Consider the following 18,565-nt stretch of genomic DNA (forward strand, 5'->3'; position numbering starts at 1 on the left):
TTTCCAACTTACATATTTTGACGTTTCATCCCTGAAACCGATTGCACTAAAAGTGAAACAGCAACTAACGCACCGTTTGTTGGTTAGTCTGATAACTGATAGCCGACTAATCCTGGACTCACCCCGCTCAGCTATCAGTGCCAAGTGCCTCCCGTTTCGTTCAAATATAATGCGACCATCTACATTCGGCGCGCAAAAAGGGTCTGAGACTTTTGTCTCAGACCCTTTGCTTACTTTGGAGGAGAAATTTAAACCCTTAGTTGGCACCCAAGTAGACTTTTCGGTCCAATTTCGGTGCTTGAACCGGTGTCCCTGCGCCCGTCATGTCCTTGATGTAGTTGACGAACGTATCGGTATCGGTCCCAATTGAAGACACGATCTTGGTGTCCTTGAAGGCTGCGAAGTCATCCCCACCGCCATGCAGGAAGTCGTTGATGACCACATTGTAAGTGGCGTCCATTTCGACTGGATCGCCGTTAGTCTTGGTGATCTGTTCAACCTTGTAAGGCGTGTCGGCCCCACCGGCTGGATTGTCAGAGTAGGTGTACTTCAAGCCAGAAATTTGCAGGTAGTACTGCTGCTTTTGGTCGTACTGTTGGTTCAGCGCGTCCTTGATCTGTTGACCGGTCATGGAAACGACTTGCAGGATGTTCCCAAATGGTTGAACGGCCGTGGCGGCACCCCAAGTGATGGACTTGTCAGGTTGAACCACGAGGTCTGAACGGACCCCACCGTTGTTGGTCATGGCAAAGTCAGCTTTGCTACCAACCTTGTTGGCTTCGTAAAGTTGACCGTCAACGACCAATTCACCGGCCGCATTTTCCATGGTCTTCGAATTGTTCAACCGACCCGTAATGGTTTCGGCAGTTGCGGCCTTCCCAATCACGGCGTTAACTTGTGGCGCAACCCGCTTGTCAGCATCGGCAACGATTGCTGAAACCTTAGCGTTGTCCTTGACCTTTGGTGCTAACGTCTTGGGCAAAACAGGGTAAACGTGCGAAACGAGCCGCATAAACTTACCCGTCTTCGGGTTGATGTATCCCTGTGTGTTGTTGTAAGCTTTCCCGGTGTAAACGGCTTGAACGACGTGGGTCTTGCCGACCGTGGCGTTTGCGTACTGGTGAGAATGCCCCGCCACGTACAGCCCAATGTTGTTCTTGGGATCAGTCTGGTTGACCTTCTTCAAGATGTCAACGGCCGTCCCAGTGGTCTCTTTGCCGTACGTTGAAACCCCAGTGTGGGCTAAGACGACAACGGCCTTAACCCCCTTCTTGTTCAAGATACGGTCATACTTTTTAATGGTCTGGGCTTCGTCCAAAATCTTATAGTCTTGGTAATTTTGGAGTAAGGTCAGGGTTGGCAAATCGGTGGTTTCGATGCCGATAAAGCCGACCTTGGCCGTCTTGCCGTGGGCCTTCACCGTCTTAATGACGTATGGCTTGTACCCATATGGCCGCTTATTGTTGCTCTTCTTAACCACATTGGCAACGACTAATTTAATGTTGGAATTTTGATGCGGGTAATCCTTAATCAATTGTGACGCCGTGGCGGCTGGCTTTTGGCCCGTCAGAATCCGGTTAAATTCACCCAGGCCGTGGTCAAACTCGTGGTTCCCCAACGTCCCGATTTGAAATTTCATCGACCGTAGCGCATGCATGGTCGATTCGTGCGCCAGCAATGTTGAGTTGGCTGGCGACGCACCGACCATATCGCCGGCTTCAACTCTAAACGTGTTGTTCGAGTGTTGAACCGTCTTGAAGTGGTGCTGTGCTTGGTCCAATCCGGCTGCTAACCGGTTGACCGTCCCGACACCCTGATAAGTGCTCGAGCCAATGTTCACGGACCCCGTTGTTTCCAGACCCCCGTGCAGGTCATTGATGCCTAAGACCTGAACCGGAATGGCCTTCTTGTACTTCTTTGGAATCGACTTGTAGCCGGGTTGCTCCGTTGGCATGGTGTAGTTGTCGGACTTAGTCGTGACCTTTGCCGTGCTGGCATTGGCTGATAAATCAACCCCACCCGCGATTAATGCGGGAACTAGAACCGTTCCCATAAGTATATGACGCCAATAATGTTTCCCCATAACTAAAATGCCTCCCTGGAAGATAAAATTATGCACAATCCCAGCGTAGCAATGAAAGCCATTACAAGCAATCGCTTTTTAGGATTAAAATTGGCGGTTCATTTCAAGACGGCCACCGGTGGGGTTAGTGCCCGTGAAAAACTAATTCAGGGGGTGTTTGACAAGTCAATAAATAAACTGGGAGCAAGGCTTTCACCCGCGTGACGATGCTCTGGGTTGAACGTTTTACTTTCATGATTTCTCCGACGCGCTACCATTTTAGCCGAAAAAAAACGCGACCAAATCGTCAGCGTTTTTCGAACTACCGGTGAAGTGCGACCTTTAATGGCCGTTTAAAAATCAACTGCGCAACGCCTAAGCGGTTCGCGAGCCAAACGTACAAGCCTAATGTGATCAGGCCGAGCACGCCGACGTACCCCATCGTCAACAGTTTGCCGGTGAAGAAGACGTGACCGAATAACCATTGGCAGCCATCGACCAGTATCGTGGCCGCCACCGCAAAGACCAAGTTGAGCTTGACGATCGGCAGAATGGCGTCCAATTTAACCGCATAGCTGCGCCGAATCAAGCGCCAGCTGGCAATCGTGATCCAGCCAAAGGCAATCGCCGTGGTCAACAACGCACCGTAGCCTTGGAAAACATAGACTGCCGGTAACTGCAACACCAGTTTAATCCCTAGCCCGATCAGCAGGTACGTCGTCGCTTTTTTGCTCATTCTCAGCGCCTGTAAGACCGTCAAGAAATCCAACGCCAGTCCTAAGACCAGGCTCTGCCAAACGTTGGCCACCAAATAAGTTGCTCCGGCACCATCGAAGTTAAAGAAGATGCCGTAAACCGGGTAGGCAAAGGCACTGACCATGATGACCAGCGGCAAAAGGACAAACGTTAAGAGTTGAAAATTGTTCGTCAGCAACGCGCCGATCTGGGTCCGGTTGGCCTTGATATCACTGAGCTTACCGGCCAACAATGGGAGCGACGTTTCCGCCACCGCCATGGCCAGCGACACAATGACCGTGGTGATCTTATTGGGATTGGCCGAGAAAATCGTAAAGACGTACTGGGTCATCGCTGCCGTCTGGTGCAACAATCCTTGCATAATTTGCTTAAAGAACAACTGATCCACCAATTGACTCAGGGTAATACCGGAACCGACGATCACAAACGGAATCGATTCGTAGCCAATCATTTTCAACAGGTGACCTGCGCCATGTTGCTTACCGACCTGGCTCTGGGCCGTTAATCGGCGATATTCGCCGCGCTGGCGCCACAAGTGACCCAACAGATATAGGTAGCTCGCAATGGCCCCCACGAAGGCCGCAGCCACGCTCACGAAAACCGCCTGCACGTAACCTTGATGACCGACTTCAATCAGCCAGTACGTCCCACCTAAAATAACAATGATTCGAATAAACTGTTCCCATAATTGGGAAATCCCGAACGGCTTGAGGTCCCCATTTCCCTGAAACCAACCGCGTAAGATACTCATCGACGGTAAGACCACAATGGCCGGTACCAAGCACCGAATTGCAATCGTCGCGTTGGCCACCGAACTAACGGGACTATTCGCTGCCAAGACTGGCGCCAGGCCGTAGAGTAAGGCGCCACAGATGACCCCGGACACGACCATGAAACCAAAACCAGCGACCGCAATGTGCTTTGAATTAATAAAACTGTCTTCACCATTAAAGAACGCGACTCGCCGGGCAATCGCGGACGGAAAACCCGCGGTCCCCAGCGCAATGAACAACGCGTACGGCGTGTAGGCCGTGTTGAACAGCGCCTGCGCCACGGTTTGGTGTTGCGGCGAGCCAATCATCGCCAACCACGGAATCAGGTAAACCACCCCTAAAATCCGCGAAAAAATGCTCCCAAATGAGAGCCAAAATGATCCTGAAATAATTTTTTTATCCATAAGTTGCGCTCACATTTCTAGTCTAGAGTGTTAGGCATCATTAGCTAGGATACGCCACTCCTTAGCCGCTGTACATAACCAATGCACGTGTTTGGTCTGAGCTTTATTCCGGAAATGGGCGCTTCGGCAGGCAGACACGCCACCCTATGGGAACCGCCCGAAGCCTAAAAAGCGGTCTTCGGGCTTGGTTTTAAGCCTCAAAAACCATGAGTCTTAAAACGCATCCCGTGCTGTAAGGCCGGAAATTCACCGGCCCAACACCACCGACATAGGGTTCTGTGTCCGCCTGCCTTCAGCTACGATTGTCCAGAAACTCTAACCTAACGCCATGCCTGACTCAACTATTATTGAGCACGCACTCTAGCGACAAATTCCGCCGTTATTTCTCTTGATTGACGCCAAAAAGGAACCGACCTTTGTCTCAAGTCGACTCCTTTTTGGTTTGAAAACTATTTTGCATCAAATAGCCACTTACACAGCAAACCGGATCTCTGACAACTGCTATGCGTCAAATCTCCATCATCATTCGTAAGCCAACGACTCGATTGGGTCTAGCTTCGATGCTTGACCCGCTGGCGCTAAGGCCGCTAGTAAGCTGATGATGACCGCGACGACGATACCGAAGATCATGTAGTTGCTGGTGATTTCAATAATCGTGTAGCCAATGTACTTATTGGCGACGTTATTGGCCAACAGCGCAACAATTTCGGTGAAAATCAATGCCAGCACACTGGAGAACAGCCCCAAGAAGAAGGCTTCTGACAAGAAGAGATGGCGAACATCTTTCCGGCGAACTCCCAGTGCCCGCAGAATCCCAATTTCCTTGGTTCGTTCGGAAACGCTGATGTAGAGCACCACGATGATCATGATGGCCGATACCAGCAGCGAGATGCCGGCAATGGCGGCTAAGACGTAGAACGCCAACTGGATGTAGGTATTCAGCGTCGAAACAATCGCGCCCGCTCCCGTTAACTGGTACTGCTTCTTGCCGTTATCCGCCTTGAGCGCCTTGATCTTATCCTGGGCACTCGTCACGTTCTTCAGTGAATCGATCATGACCGTCGCAAAGTTTGCTCTGAAGGTCAACTTTTTACTGCTGTACATGTTGCGAATCGTTTGTAAATTGGTCTGGAGTTGACCCGAACTATCATCGGTAATCCCACTGACCGTCAGCGACTTCGTCATCACAACGGGAAGATGCTTGCTATTCATGCCCGTAATGGACACCTTGACCTTCTTGCCGATCAATTGGTACGGATGTTGCTTGTTGAATTTTTTGGCAAAGGCCTTGGACAACATCACTTCGCCCGTCTTGGCCTTGGTCCCCTTCTTCACACTCTTGGCCAACATTTGGTCAGTCATCGTTTGGAAAACAGAAGAGGTCGCGGAAGTCCCACCACGTTGAACCTGAACGCCTTGCCCATAGTAGCCGAGCTCGACTTTCTTCACGTGACTGACCTTCTTGATGCGGGCCACATCTGACTGCCCCATCTCAAGTTTCGCGGCATTTTGACTATCCGTGTTCTGGGCCACCTGCACCGCGGTCGGCTTGATCTGCGAGTAAATTTCGTGGTTGATGTAGCCCTTAACTCCCCGGCCGAGTCCCAGCATCAGAATCACACTGAAGATCCCAATCGACGCGCCAAAGATGATCAACAGGTTCCGTTTCAGATTGTAGCGCATGTGTTTCAACGCCATCTTGACCATCGCCGTAAAGCTCAGGTGCTTGGATGGCAACACGCTGTGGTCCTTCACGGGAAAGGCTGGTTTGAGCTGGGTATCGTGATCAATGACCCCATCTTCCATGTGCACGATTCGCGTCCCGTGGTCAGCGACCTCTTGGGAGTGGGTCACACAGATAACCAATTTACCGTCGGCCGCAATCTCATCCATCAACGCCAGAATTTCCTTGGTATTCTGTGAATCCAGCGCACCAGTCGGTTCATCAGCAATGATAATATCGGGATCAGACGCCAGCGCCCGGGCAATGGCGACCCGTTGCTTTTGCCCACCAGACAATTGGTTCGGGTGCTTGTGGATATGCTCCTTCAAGCCCACCTGTGCCAATAATTTCACGGCCCGGTCGTGCTGTTCCTTGTGACTCAGTCCGGTCATCTGTAGCGAAACTAGCACGTTGTCCAGAATGCTCAGGTGACTAATTAAGTTGAAGTTTTGGAAAATAAAGCCAATCGTTTGTCGACGAAAGGCATCGAGTTTCTTTGCCGAAATGTTGCGGACGGACTCCCCATTCAGGAGCACATCGCCCTCGTACTGGGCGTCCAGGCCACCGATGATGTTCATCAGCGTGGTCTTCCCGCCACCAGATTCCCCCAAAATAGAAACGAACTCACCACGCTCGAACTGCAGGTCGATTCCCTTTAATACGGGGAACGCCGTCTTATTCATGTAGTAAGACTTATGAATATCCCTTAACTCTAAAAAGCTCATAGACTTCCTCCTCATAACCGGTATGCCTTGAAGAATACCCCTTTTAGGCCTATGCGACAAGTCCTTCACCCTATAAATTCTTCGTTACTTTGGCGACTTGATTAGGCGTCTTTGGCGGTCAAATTAAGCTATCATTCAAAAAGAGCTATCCAACTTGCAGATAGCTCTCAGAATGCTTTTAAATTAATGCTAACTAAAGGTTGAAAGTATCTAAATGCTGTTTAAGCCCAGCATAACAACGATATTACCGTGAAAATTAGGCAACCTAGTCCATCCTTCGCCTTACCGGCCGTCATATATGAGCTGGAACGGTGCGGACACAACTTGAAGCCTCGAAAACCGCGAGTCTACAAGGTTGGTCTTCTGCTAAGCCGACGGGAGATCACCGTCAACTAAGCAGAACGACGCGCCTGAGCCCATATCTGGCGACCTCTCGGCTTACACGGTGACTTTCTGTCGACTCGGAGGATGAGCGTAAAATCGTTATCCGTTGAACCAAAGCCGTTGAGTCCACACAACTTTCAGCAGTTGTTGCGATAAAACACAATCTGAGCCGGAGGAGGCCAGGGATGTAGCCGGCCGTGGTAATGGTATTGGCTGGCGTCCTTTGCTAGCCTAGACCATGGGCGACTTTTAAGACGCGCGTTTTTCGCGGCTTAAAAGCGAGCGAGAAGACTGGTGTTCTTCCAGCCTGAAGCGTCCCCACAGCAGGCGGAATCCCTGGCAGCCGCAGTGCGGACCATACTACGCTTGTTGAAATGCCCGCTGCATCGCCGTCACGTCCGCTGCCGGTTGCACGCTGTTGGTCAATAACGTAATAACTGCCACACCGGCCGCACCCGTCTGCGCAATCGCTGGCAGTGACTCCACGGTCACGCCACCGATTGCCACGATGGGCACGTTGGCTTGGTCGACTAATTTTGCCAGTCCCGCCGTCCCAATCACCGGGTCAGCGTCATCCTTGGACGTGGTCGGATAGATGGGACCACTGCCCAAGTAGTCGATGCCGCTAACCTGGTTGGCCGCGGCGACTTCTACGGCCGTTGAGCAGGACAAACCAACAAAAAGGTTTTGCCCGGCGACCGCATCGATCACGCGTTGAACGCCCTCATCGCTTTGCCCTACGTGAATGCCATCGGCGTGTAAAGCCAACGCCATGTCGACATCGTCATCCACAATAAATGGCACGCTGGCCGCACGACATTGTGCCCGCAAATCGCGGCCCAACGCCAAGCGTTCATCCGCGGTCAATCGACTGGCACCCTTGTCCCGAAATTGATAAGCCGTGATGCCGGCCTTTAACATCGTTGCCAATACGTCACGCAAGTCACGGCCGGGAACATCTTGGCTCCCCGCAACGAAATACGCACGTAGTAATCCTGATTCAAATGTCACTGACATTATTCAGCGCCTCCTTGACGATAAGCCCAATGGTTTAATGGTCCATGACCATTGCCGACTGCGATTGGGTTGGCGATAGCCGCCGTCACGTAGTCTTTGGCCACGCGAATGGCCGACTCAACATCCGCCCCCTTCGCAATCTCAGCCGTGATACACGAGGACAAGGTATCGCCCGTCCCGTGTGTCCGCACCGTGTCGACCCGGGGTGCCGTCAGCCAAAACGACCGGCCATCTGCCAGCAAAACAAAGTCGCTGGCCTGATCTGGCGTGGCTTCATGACCGCCCTTGATGACAACGTTGCTGGCCCCCAAGTCTTGCAAGGCCACGGCCGCTTGTTCCATGCCGACTGCGGACGTGATTTCTTGGCCCGTTAGTCGCTCTGCTTCAGGTAAATTTGGCGTCAATACATCTGCTAGGGGCACCAATTCGTTGCGCACCGTTTCCACGGCGTCGTCAGCCAATAGTGCCGCGCCACCCTTGGCAATCATTACGGGATCGACCGTTAATGGGCCAAAATCGTAACGTTTTAAATTCTCCACGACCCCGTGCACGTGCTCGGCATCCGCCAACATCCCGGTCTTGCACGCCCGAATTTTTAAATCGGCCGCTAACGACGCGAATTGTTCATCGATCAGCTTTTGCGGCAGGGCCATAAAGTCCTGCACGCCGAGTGTATTTTGTGCGGTCACCGCAACGATAACTGCCGTGCCGAAGACGTTGCGTTCCTGCATGGTCTTTAAGTCCGCCATGACGCCGGCGCCACCACCGCTATCGGTTCCCGCTATCGTTAAGGTCTGTGGAAATTCATTTGCCATATTGTCTCATCCCTTCTACCTATTCATACGCTGCCACCGTTTTAATCTCATCGACCGTGGTCAGTTGTAATGCGTCCAGTAGCTGCACTGTAAAACTCCCCGCAGCTAGATTCGGCGTTTTTTTCGTGATCAGCTCGCCAATGGCCGCAAAGACCAGACAAGCCGTTTGGGCTGCTTCAAAATAGTCGTCTTCAACCGCGCAGAATGCCGCAACGATGCTTGATAACATGTCGCCGGAACCCACGTGGACCTGAAAGAGCGGCGTGCCGTTCATGACCTTGACCGTCCGCGTGCCGTCGGTAATGACGTCGGTTGGACCGGACAAAATAACCGTGCAGGCCAATTTCTGCGCACAAGCTTGCGCAATGGCGACCAAGTCACCGTCACCCTCGCCGGCATCAATTCCCTTGGCCTGCCAAGATACGTCGGCTAATGCCGCAATTTCACCGGCATTGCCACGAATCACATCCGGATGAAATTCCTGAAATAGTTTAGTAGCAACCTGCTTTCGATAGGCAACGGCCCCCACCGCTACCGGATCGACGACTAAAGGACGATGTTTCTCATTAGCCAGCTTACCGACCGTTCTAATTTGCTCGACTTGGTGCTGTGTAAAAGCCCCTAGGTTTAAGCAAACCGCACTGGAAATATCCAGCAGTTCGTCGGCTTCGGCCACTTCTTCGGACATGATCGGTGACGCGCCCAACGCGTTCAACCCGTTGGCCACATCCTGGACCGTGACAAAGTTGGAGATGTTAAAGACGATTGGATTTTGCTGCCGTAACTCATTCAACAAATCTAATTTCATGGTGAATCCCCCTTATGATTGCCGGTCAGCCGGCGTTTCCAAGCCACTAAAAAACGGGCCGTCAGCTCACGATAGAACTGGCGGCCCGAGACGGGTGCCACGACACGTTCCCTTCGCAAGTCTGAACTTGACAGGTTCCAAGGGATCGCGATTACTCGCATCTCAGCCCGCTAACGGACACCCCTAGTGTTCTTGGTTACTTCAAGCATAACAGGTTTTCCATCAACGTCAACGACTCTTAGATTAGTCAATGATTCGTTGAGCAACTTCACCAATTAGCCGCCAGCCCCGGTCGATCGTCTTATCAGACAGGAAGCGCCGCAGATAGAGAATCTGGCTCCCAGAACCGGCATGATACCGGGTCTTAGGCCGCCGAGAAAGGGCCGCACGGTCGACCAATCGGGCAATCACCTGTGGTTTGCTGGAGAAACGTTTAACTGCCCGCAAGATAGTTGCCGCCCGGTCAGCAGTTGGCTTGTAGGGCCCGTTACCAGAGATTTCCTGCAAGTGACTGGCCGCAATGTCGGCCCACTCAGACTGAATCCCACCGGGCTCGATGACGACCGTGTCGATTCCCAGCGGCTGAAGTTCCAGCCGGAGCGTATCGGACAGACCTTCCAAGGCAAATTTAGACGCCACGTACCAGCTGGCCATTGGTTGCGCCACTTTGCCATCGACGGAGGTAATGTTGATGATCCGCCCCGCGTGTTGTTGGCGCATCATCGGCAACACGGACTGAATCAGCCGCGCCGCACCGAATAAGTTCACGTCAAATTGGTCCTGTGCTTCGGATAACGGGACGTCTTCCAACGCCCCCATCAGCCCATAACCGGCGTTGTTGACCAGAATATCAATGCGGCCGGTCTCGCTAACGATGCGGTCAACGACACGCTCCACACTTTCCGGGTCCGTCACGTCTAGGGGCAACGTGGTGATTCCCAAATCGTCCAGGTCATTCATGCGGCTGACCCGCCGTGCCCCAGCGTAAACGATGACCCCATTCCGATGCAAACTCCGAGCAATGGCGTTCCCAATCCCGGATGACGCCCCAGTAACCAACGCAACTTTTCGATGTGCCATAAGTATTTTCCTCCTTGAATTATCTGTTTATTTTTTAAATAACTTATTGATAAATTCCAATCTAAGATTGCCTCTATTGCTGATAGTTCAACGCCCAAAACATAGGCCCGAAGCGAATCAAGTATCACACAAACCACCAACAGCTCTCCACGACAAACAATCAACGACACCCTGACAATTATCGTAGCCGGAGGATGCCAGACAGAATACTGTGTCGGTGGCGTTAGTCGACGTTCTTAGTCGGCTGACACCACGGGCCGAGCTTGAAGACTCGCTTCTTGAGGCTTCAAGTCGCCCTGGGGACCGCTCTTTGGCCCCAGGTCTGCCCCACAGTATGGCGTCTGGCAGCCGCAGGCGGTAACACTAAATCGTCAGCTGTTTTCGTTCGTTGTAGAACCCGCGATAGGCCCAGTAACAGGCGAGAACGGAGCCAATACTGGTCGCTGACATCAGCATAAAGGTCACCATGATTTGATATTTAATCGCCCGCACCGGGTCAACCCCGGCAAAGATCAACCCGGACATCATCCCCGGCAAACTAACGATTCCCACGGTCTTCGCGGAATCAATCGTTGGCTGCATACCAGTCTTAATGCTGTCACGTAAAATTTCCTTTGAGGCGTCTTTCAGGTCGGCCCCCAAGGCTAGCTTTTCCAGAACAGCCTGTCGTTCCTGCTTAAATTGCGCGTTTAAATTCCGGTAACACAGGCCAATCGCGACCATCGAGTTGGAGGCGATCATCCCCGAAATCGGGATCATCTGTGACGGGATAAATTTAATAGCCCCCGCCAACATCAACACACCCAACGTGACGGCCGTACTGATGAGAATGGCGCCTATGGAAATTGGCAGGGCTCGTGGAATCCCGTCACTACGCTGTTTAGCGTTGTAGCCGGCATTGAAAATAATGATTAAGATCAGAATGGCCGTCAACCAGCCATTGTTGAGGCGGAACACGTATTTTAACAGGTACCCGACCACAAACAGCTGAATCACGGCGCGGACAACCCCGACGATCATGTCACGGTCAATCCCTAATTTTTCGTGCCACCCAATAGCTAGCGCAATCATGACCAATCCCAAAGCGAGCACCAACGACTGATTATTTACAGCAAGGTTCATGCTTTTCCTCCCACGATGCGGCCAGCTTCAATGGTGATCAACCGTTTAGCCGCATCAATTTCTTCTTGATCATGGGTGATGGCGATGATGGTCAGCCCGTCATCCTGATTGAAATGCTGGATCATCGACCAGACGAACGCCTTATTTTCGGCATCCAATCCCGCTGTGACTTCATCTAGAATTAATACTTCCGGGTAAATCATGACATTGCGTAGCAGGGCGACCCGCTGCCGTTGCCCACCGGACAAGTCATTAACGGCCTTATTCAGATCACTTTCCGTCAGGCCCACGTACTCTAATCCCGTGATGGCCCGCGCCTCGTCAAAATCCAACTGGCGAATCTGATAGGGAAAGGCTAGGTTATCCCGGACCGTATCACCAAATAGCGTCGGCTGCTGAAAACTATACGAAACGCGGCGCCGGTAAATGATGGGATCGTAACTCTCAATTGGTTGCCCATCAAAAATTAGGTCGCCACTGGTCTTACTCAGCAGTGACGCGATGATCCGGACCAGCGTTGATTTTCCGCTACCGGAGGGTCCTGCGATTGTCACCCATTCGCGCGCCTCAATTGCTAAATTGATATCGGTCAGAATAGGTGTCTGATCGACCTGATATCCCACATTTTTCAAGGTGATCAAGCTCATAACCGCTACCTCCTCCGTAAAAATCGTCTACACGTTCTCATTGTACCCAAATCGCTTAGGATTGCCTATGGAAACGGCTTCATTTTAAAGAAAAATGTTTTTTCTTACGGTCACCAGCCGCTGAGGTCACGGGCAAACATGCGCGAACACCCCCGCGACCAGAAAAATTTGGTATACTAGTCAGGACCGTAACTACTGAACGACTTAATAATAGGAGAAAACATGGCAAACTATGAATCCAGAAACACCCGTGGGAACAGCAGTCGCAACGACCGCAGCGCCCACAGTAATCAACGTGACCGCAACAATGATCACCGTAGTTATAACGACCGTAATAGTCGGGACAATGACCACCGTGGCTACACTGGTCGCAATGATCGGAATAGCGACCAGCGCAGTTATAACGACCGTAACCGCGATAATGATCATCGTAGCTACAATGACCGCAACCGCGACAATGACCACCGTGGCTACACCGGTCGCAATGATCGGAATAGCGACCATCGCAGCTACAACGACCGTAATCATGGTGGGCGTTATGAGCGGAACAGCGATGACCAACGCCAAAACAATCGTTACGACCGTGGCAATGACCGGCGCGGTAACGACCGGCGTAGCGGCTTCAGCCGTAACAACGACCGACAAGCCGAGAGCGTTCAGGTCGAAGTGGGCCAACGTTTCCCTCTGACCATCAAACGCATGGGGATCAACGGTGAAGGAATTGGTTATTACAAGCGCATGGCCGTCTTCGTGCCGGGCGCTTTGACCGATGAAGAAGCCGTGGTGGAAGTCACCAGTGTTGCCACCCGCTTCATGCGGGCCAAAATTCACCGTATCCGTAAGGCCAGTCCCCACCGCGTGGAACCACGCGACAGCTATGCCGATCAGGTCGGTGGTTTCGAACTGGAACATTTAGACTACCCTGAACAACTGAAATTCAAACAAGACATCGTCGCTCAATCCCTGGAACGCTACCAACCAGAAGGCTACCGGCACTATGACTTACGGCCAACTCTAGGTATGGACGACCCTTACAACTATCGGAATAAGGCGCAATTCCAAGTCCGCCGCAATGCCGAAGATCAAATTGAAGCCGGCTTGTACGCTGAACGAAGTCACGATTTAGTCGACCTGCCAACGTGTTCGGTCCAGATGCCAGTCACGATGACCGTCATGCGCGCCGTTGTTGCCATGATGCAGGACTTGGATATGCCAATTTATGACGAAGAATCCAAATCGGGTATCGTCAAAACACTGGTTGTCCGGGCCGCAGCGCATACCGATGATGTCCAGTTGGTCTTCATTACCAACTCACAAAAGTTACCACACAAGCACGAACTGTTGGAACGGATCGCCGCTGAACTTCCTCAGGTCACTTCCGTTATGCAAAACATCAATCCGGGCGAAACTTCCCTGGTTTGGGGCGACGATACGCGGCATTTAGCCGGCGAAGAAACGATTACAGAAAAGTTGGACGGCTTAGCATTCAAGCTCTCCGCCCGTGCTTTCTTACAATTGAATCCCTACCAGGTAGAGGTTCTGTATGGTGAGGCAAAGAAGGCCCTCGACTTACAACCAGGCGAAACGGTCGTCGATGCCTACGCGGGTATTGGCACGATTGGGTTGTCGCTGGCTAGTGTGGCCGAAGAGGTTCGCGGGATGGATATCATTCCCGAAGCCGTCAGCGATGCGAACGAAAACGCCGCGGCTAACGGCATCACCAACGCGCACTACGAGTTAGGAACCGCTGAAGAACTCTTGCCAAAATGGATCATGAGCGGCTTTCGGCCGGATGCCATCGTGGTCGATCCACCACGTACCGGTCTGGATGGTGCGTTGATTGAAACCATTTTAGCCGTGCGTCCTGAGAAGCTGGTCTACATCTCCTGCAACCCATCGACCTTGGCCAAGGACTTGGTTGAATTAGCCCACGATTACCGGGTCAACTATATTCAATCCGTGGACATGATGCCCCAAACGGCCCGCTGTGAAGCTGTGGTTAAACTAACTCGGCGCCAATAGATTAATAGGCAGTCGCGACTTTTCGTGTTAGACTTTTAACTAACGATAAAGGAACGAATTCCGTAGAAAGTTGGCAAATGACATGCAAGATCCTTTTAAGGGCTTTAACGACGACGATGATCAAAACAACCAAAATGGTAACGGCCCTCAAGGACTCCCATTACCGCCGAACTACGCCACCGTCGTTAACGCCGATGGGAACATGCGCATCGCAAAGGTTGGGTTTTCATGGACCATGCTGTTCCTCTCTCCGTTTCCTACAATCTTTCGGGGAGACTGGTACAACCTCCTTTGTATTCTGGGGGTCGAACTCGGCGCATCCATGTTGCTGGTCATGACCGTCAGCGTTAATCAATTAACCCAAGTCACACCGATTCTCCAATCGACCCTCGCCCTGGTGTGGGGTTCCCTCTATAACATGATGTATTTTAAGCATCTCTTTAATCGCGGCTTCGTGCCGGCAGATGACCGATCACGCGACTTGTTGACGCAGGCCCACTACTGGTCGCAACCTAAGGAAAAGTAGCTTGTGACAGTTTAAATTGATGTGAAAAACCCCACTACAATTTTTGGTAGTGGGGTTTTATTTGCGTTGTCTACTTTCGTTTTAAAAATCAGGGTAAATAAAAATCGCCCTCTAAACTTTGGCGAGTTTGGACGATTTTTGTTCATCTAGTGTCAACCGTCATTGACGGTCTCTCTACATTGGCGGGGGTGCAGCGACCTTCGCCTTTGTTACGTTTAATATACCATACCCTAGCCATATATTCTCACTATTCTGATTGATTATAAATCATATAATACGAAATAACTAAATGTTGATATGGAGGGCTTTCGCGCTGGTTTCTACGTATAAACTGGTACACTGAAATCTGTAGAGAAGTTAATGACGATTGGCAAATCTTATCGTAAGGGAATGAGGCCTATGACGAATTCTGTCTGGGTGCTTCGCAAGACTAAACGAAAGGAGGTTGCCTTGTCTTGGTTAGTTGTCATGCTAAATATTGTCGGACTGCTTGCCCTTCTGATATCGCTCTGTACGTTACTCATACATCGATTGACGAAGCTGGTGGACGCCCTGATGGTATTGCGCCACGCATGGCATCGTTTTAAAAATCAGGGTAAATAAAAATCGCCCTCTAAACTTTGACCGGTTTGGACGATTTTTGTTCATCTAATGTCAACCGTCATTGACGGTCTCTCTACATTGGCGGGGGTGCAACGACCTTCGCCTTTGTTGCGTTTAGTATACCATACCTATGCTATACAATGTATGTTTAGCCTTTGGCCGTTAGCTTGGATTTATTGCGGAAAACACAGGCGTATCAAGCCTTCGAACTATATATTATAAATCTACTTATGATCTTTTCAGTAGAAGTTATGCCTAAAAATACTTATGCCATAGGTATTTTGCAAAACGAAGCTTAAACGACTAATCCTATTTCACCCGACCAATCCATCAGTCCATGATATTTAAGTTATCTTAGCATTCTACTCTTACAGGTTGTCTCACCCGCCTAATTCTGGTATGTTGGTGAAAATGAGTCAAATAAGGAGATTCTCATGCAAACAACTCGCTCCGATGGCCCAGTGAAACGCTTCTTCAAGGGCGTCATTATTGCCCTGGGCTTTATTCTACCCGGTGTTTCTGGCGGTGTATTAGCTGCTATTCTTGGTATCTATGAACGGTTGTTGGGTTTTATGGCCCACTTTAGACAAAATTTCAAACGTGACTTCTGGTATTTCGTGCCGGTTGGGCTTGGTGGCATCGTCGGGATTGCCTTGCTGTCGGCGCCGCTGGAGTATTTACTGGCTCACTGGCAGGTCATCGTCTTGTGGGGCTTTGCCGGCGCCATTGTCGGGACCTTACCGGCGTTGACCCAAACGGCCAGTTCCAAAACGCCTCGCGATGGGATCGACTACCTGTGGTTCTTTGGCACTCTGCTGATCAGTGGCGGTCTCCTCTACTTCATGAGTGACATCTTCGGCACCCTGCCAGCTAATTTTACTGGATTTATGGTGGCCGGTGCGCTGATTGCGCTGGGCGTGCTGGTTCCCGGTCTGAGCCCCTCCAATCTGCTACTTATCCTGGGATTATTTACTCCCATGCTAACTGGCTTCAAGAACTTCGATCTAGTTGGTGTCTATCTGCCGATTGCACTTGGCGGTATCCTCTCCATGATTCTCTTTTCAAAGGGCATGGATTACCTCATTCATCGCTACCATTCGCGTGTTTACAACTTCATCTTAGGCATCGTGACGGCCAGCACCATCCTGATTTTGGTCCCTAACAGTCATGCCGCCGAAAGTATCTCGTATGCCAACGCGACATGGGCAACATTTGGGTTTAGTGCCTTAGCTCTTGCGCTTGGAGTTGTCCTCGGCTACTGGATGAGCCAACTTGAAGAAAAATATAAATAAGCAATCAGATTTCTGTTAAAAAGGAACCGTTAAAGAGGAACACACTACAGCCGTATGAAATTAAACCATGATCATATTAAAAACTCTGCGTAACTACTAACCGTCAGTAGTTATGCAGAGCTTTTTATCTTACAAAGACTTGTCTTCCCCATTAACATGAAAACGTCTTCGTGACTTTTGAAGCAGCTTTTGAGATTTTTGAGAGATTGATACTTGCCCAGCTTCATCATTCATGGCATAGCCGGGAATACTACGAAGTTCTAATAATTGAAGAATAGCATTAATAGCCTTATTTTGAGTACTCTTATCCATTTGGCGTAGCTTATTAAGAAGCCTTTTTTCTTGAGTTGTCTTTACATCTTCAGCCGATGGTGTTATCGGATAGTTTCCTAAAAGATCTGCAATACTTATATTCAATGATTTGGCAATATTAGTTAGCACTTCAAAACTAATATTTTGTCCCTGTGTACGTTCAATTTTTGAAATATAATTTACAGACAAGTTACTTTGTTCTGCAAGTTCTTCTTGCGTCAAGCCTAGCTGTTTCCTACGTGACCGAATTCTCTCTCCTAAAGGGCTATATTCTGATGTACTCATTTTATGTTCCTCTTCCTTTTTAGTGTTTCTATTTGTGACCATATAGGATTTGACCTTCAAAAATAAGTTACTATTGAAACACTTTTAAACATGTAATATAGTTGTAGTTAGGATACTAGAAGCTTATACACTATGAACTTCAACGTTATATTGATGCAAGGTATTAACGACTACAAATTTCTTAACGATATTATTCTCAGCACAAAACATATCATCATCAATACATCTCTAAGGTGAACAAACTTACATAGCGTCCCATATAAATTTCGGGCATCCCATCACGTAGTAACATGCTAGATCCAATTATTGTCTCAAAAATTTTATGCCTATCAACAAAGGAGCGTGTAATTATCATACTAATTATTTTTGCCATCTTCTGGGGATATCTAGCCTACGTTTCATATCAGCGGAACGGTCTAAACTTTGTAACCATAGTTTGCCTTGTTGCAGCTATCTTTGAACTTCTAACCCCAGTTATTTACTAATAAGATAGCTTTGACAGCCGTTGATTTTAGAAAACAAACTAAACTTTTGGAGGGGTCTCAATGACTCAATTTATTGTAGGGATACTTATATGGTGTGTCATTCTTTTTGGAGCATTTCTGATTTGGGCTGGAATAAAAAAGCCACGTAGTATAGTAAGCATTACAATTGGAATTTTTGTTCTACTTTTTGGAATTGGGCTCCTATCTCCAAGTAAAAGTGGTCACACACCTCATCCACTACCAGCAGGAATGGACAACAATTCCTCAGTACTCGCGAAGGGCATCAGACAATCTAAGCTTTCATATGAACCGCAGGTAGCCGCAGCATTGGGAGAAGACATGGATGACACCAGTAATATTGAAGTCATGAAGAATCCCAAAACCAAAAGATTTGTTTTTAACTATAAGATTCAAGGAAAAACTATACCCGTTTATGCAATCTATGCCCGTGTTAAAGGCGATCAATTCAATGCTTACCTTATTCCTGTTAAGGACAACAAAATATATTCAATTTTGATTGACGGAACTACCGCTGACAAACAGATTAACGCTACAACTTATTATGGATTCAGTTATGATGATATGATAGATATGAACATAGAGAATCCTTTTGATGGTTCAGACCACCCAGATAGTAAAGAGGTAGGAGATTATCTTGTTTATTATAAATAAGAGTACTCATTAATTGGCCGTAAAGTAATTTACATCATCTTCACCTAAAGCA

Annotated in this window: 14 protein-coding genes and 1 riboswitch; of the genes, 4 read left to right on the forward strand and 10 right to left on the reverse strand. The window is 49.6% G+C overall.

From position 1 onward, the window contains the following. Positions 1–256 precede the first annotated feature (256 nt). From JUF10_RS10050 to JUF10_RS10090, 9 genes are all read right to left on the reverse strand, one after another. Positions 257–2,083, reverse strand: a complete 1,827-nt coding sequence (locus tag JUF10_RS10050; protein ID WP_203642046.1) for a bifunctional metallophosphatase/5'-nucleotidase — start codon at positions 2,081–2,083, stop codon at positions 257–259. A gap of 301 nt (positions 2,084–2,384) precedes the next feature. Continuing rightward, entirely contained in the window at positions 2,385–3,995 is a 1,611-nt protein-coding gene (locus tag JUF10_RS10055; protein ID WP_203642047.1) for a putative polysaccharide biosynthesis protein, read from the reverse strand. A gap of 522 nt (positions 3,996–4,517) precedes the next feature. Next, on the reverse strand, positions 4,518–6,443 hold the full coding sequence (locus JUF10_RS10060) for an ABC transporter ATP-binding protein/permease (protein ID WP_203642048.1): 1,926 nt from the start codon (positions 6,441–6,443) through the stop codon (positions 4,518–4,520). 744 nt (positions 6,444–7,187) lie between these two features. After that, positions 7,188–7,844, reverse strand: a complete 657-nt coding sequence (gene thiE, locus JUF10_RS10065) for a thiamine phosphate synthase (protein WP_203642049.1) — start codon at positions 7,842–7,844, stop codon at positions 7,188–7,190. Next, positions 7,844–8,659 (reverse strand): bifunctional hydroxymethylpyrimidine kinase/phosphomethylpyrimidine kinase, encoded by an 816-nt coding sequence (gene thiD / locus JUF10_RS10070; RefSeq protein WP_203642050.1) that lies wholly within the window; start codon positions 8,657–8,659, stop codon positions 7,844–7,846. Before thiD ends, thiE begins: the two co-directional genes overlap by 1 nt. A 19-nt stretch (positions 8,660–8,678) precedes the next feature. After that, complete coding sequence (gene thiM / locus JUF10_RS10075; protein ID WP_203642051.1) at positions 8,679–9,467, reverse strand: hydroxyethylthiazole kinase; 789 nt, start codon at positions 9,465–9,467, stop codon at positions 8,679–8,681. A 90-nt stretch (positions 9,468–9,557) separates the two neighbouring features. Next, a riboswitch (TPP riboswitch) is annotated at positions 9,558–9,662 on the reverse strand. 48 nt (positions 9,663–9,710) lie between these two features. Then, on the reverse strand, positions 9,711–10,547 hold the full coding sequence (locus JUF10_RS10080) for an oxidoreductase (protein WP_203642052.1): 837 nt from the start codon (positions 10,545–10,547) through the stop codon (positions 9,711–9,713). Positions 10,548–10,910: 363 nt separating this feature from the next. Further along, complete coding sequence (locus JUF10_RS10085) at positions 10,911–11,669, reverse strand: ABC transporter permease (RefSeq protein WP_203642053.1); 759 nt, start codon at positions 11,667–11,669, stop codon at positions 10,911–10,913. Then, positions 11,666–12,316 (reverse strand): ABC transporter ATP-binding protein, encoded by a 651-nt coding sequence (locus JUF10_RS10090; RefSeq protein WP_203642054.1) that lies wholly within the window; start codon positions 12,314–12,316, stop codon positions 11,666–11,668. Before JUF10_RS10090 ends, JUF10_RS10085 begins: the two co-directional genes overlap by 4 nt. A gap of 666 nt (positions 12,317–12,982) precedes the next feature. Between JUF10_RS10090 and rlmD the strand changes: the two genes are divergently transcribed. The 3 genes from rlmD to JUF10_RS10105 all read left to right on the forward strand — a co-directional run bounded on the left by rlmD (position 12,983) and on the right by JUF10_RS10105 (position 16,759). Continuing rightward, complete coding sequence (rlmD, locus tag JUF10_RS10095) at positions 12,983–14,338, forward strand: 23S rRNA (uracil(1939)-C(5))-methyltransferase RlmD (protein WP_236008205.1); 1,356 nt, start codon at positions 12,983–12,985, stop codon at positions 14,336–14,338. 82 nt (positions 14,339–14,420) lie between these two features. Further along, positions 14,421–14,864, forward strand: a complete 444-nt coding sequence (locus JUF10_RS10100) for a hypothetical protein (RefSeq protein ID WP_203642055.1) — start codon at positions 14,421–14,423, stop codon at positions 14,862–14,864. Positions 14,865–15,901: 1,037 nt separating this feature from the next. Beyond that, entirely contained in the window at positions 15,902–16,759 is an 858-nt protein-coding gene (locus JUF10_RS10105) for a DUF368 domain-containing protein (RefSeq protein ID WP_203642056.1), read from the forward strand. Between the two features lie 129 nt (positions 16,760–16,888). Here JUF10_RS10105 and JUF10_RS10110 read toward each other — a convergent pair whose 3' ends face one another. Continuing rightward, positions 16,889–17,356 (reverse strand): helix-turn-helix domain-containing protein, encoded by a 468-nt coding sequence (locus JUF10_RS10110; protein WP_203642057.1) that lies wholly within the window; start codon positions 17,354–17,356, stop codon positions 16,889–16,891. Positions 17,357–17,901: 545 nt separating this feature from the next. On the opposite strand from JUF10_RS10110, the gene JUF10_RS10115 reads away from it, so the two are divergent. Then, positions 17,902–18,513, forward strand: coding sequence for a hypothetical protein (locus JUF10_RS10115; RefSeq protein WP_203642058.1), 612 nt, complete (start codon positions 17,902–17,904; stop codon positions 18,511–18,513). The last annotated feature ends 52 nt before the right edge of the window (positions 18,514–18,565 follow it).

Origin of the sequence: Levilactobacillus andaensis (assembly GCF_016861695.1) — a bacterium.
Taxonomy (GTDB): Bacteria; Bacillota; Bacilli; order Lactobacillales; family Lactobacillaceae; genus Levilactobacillus; species Levilactobacillus andaensis.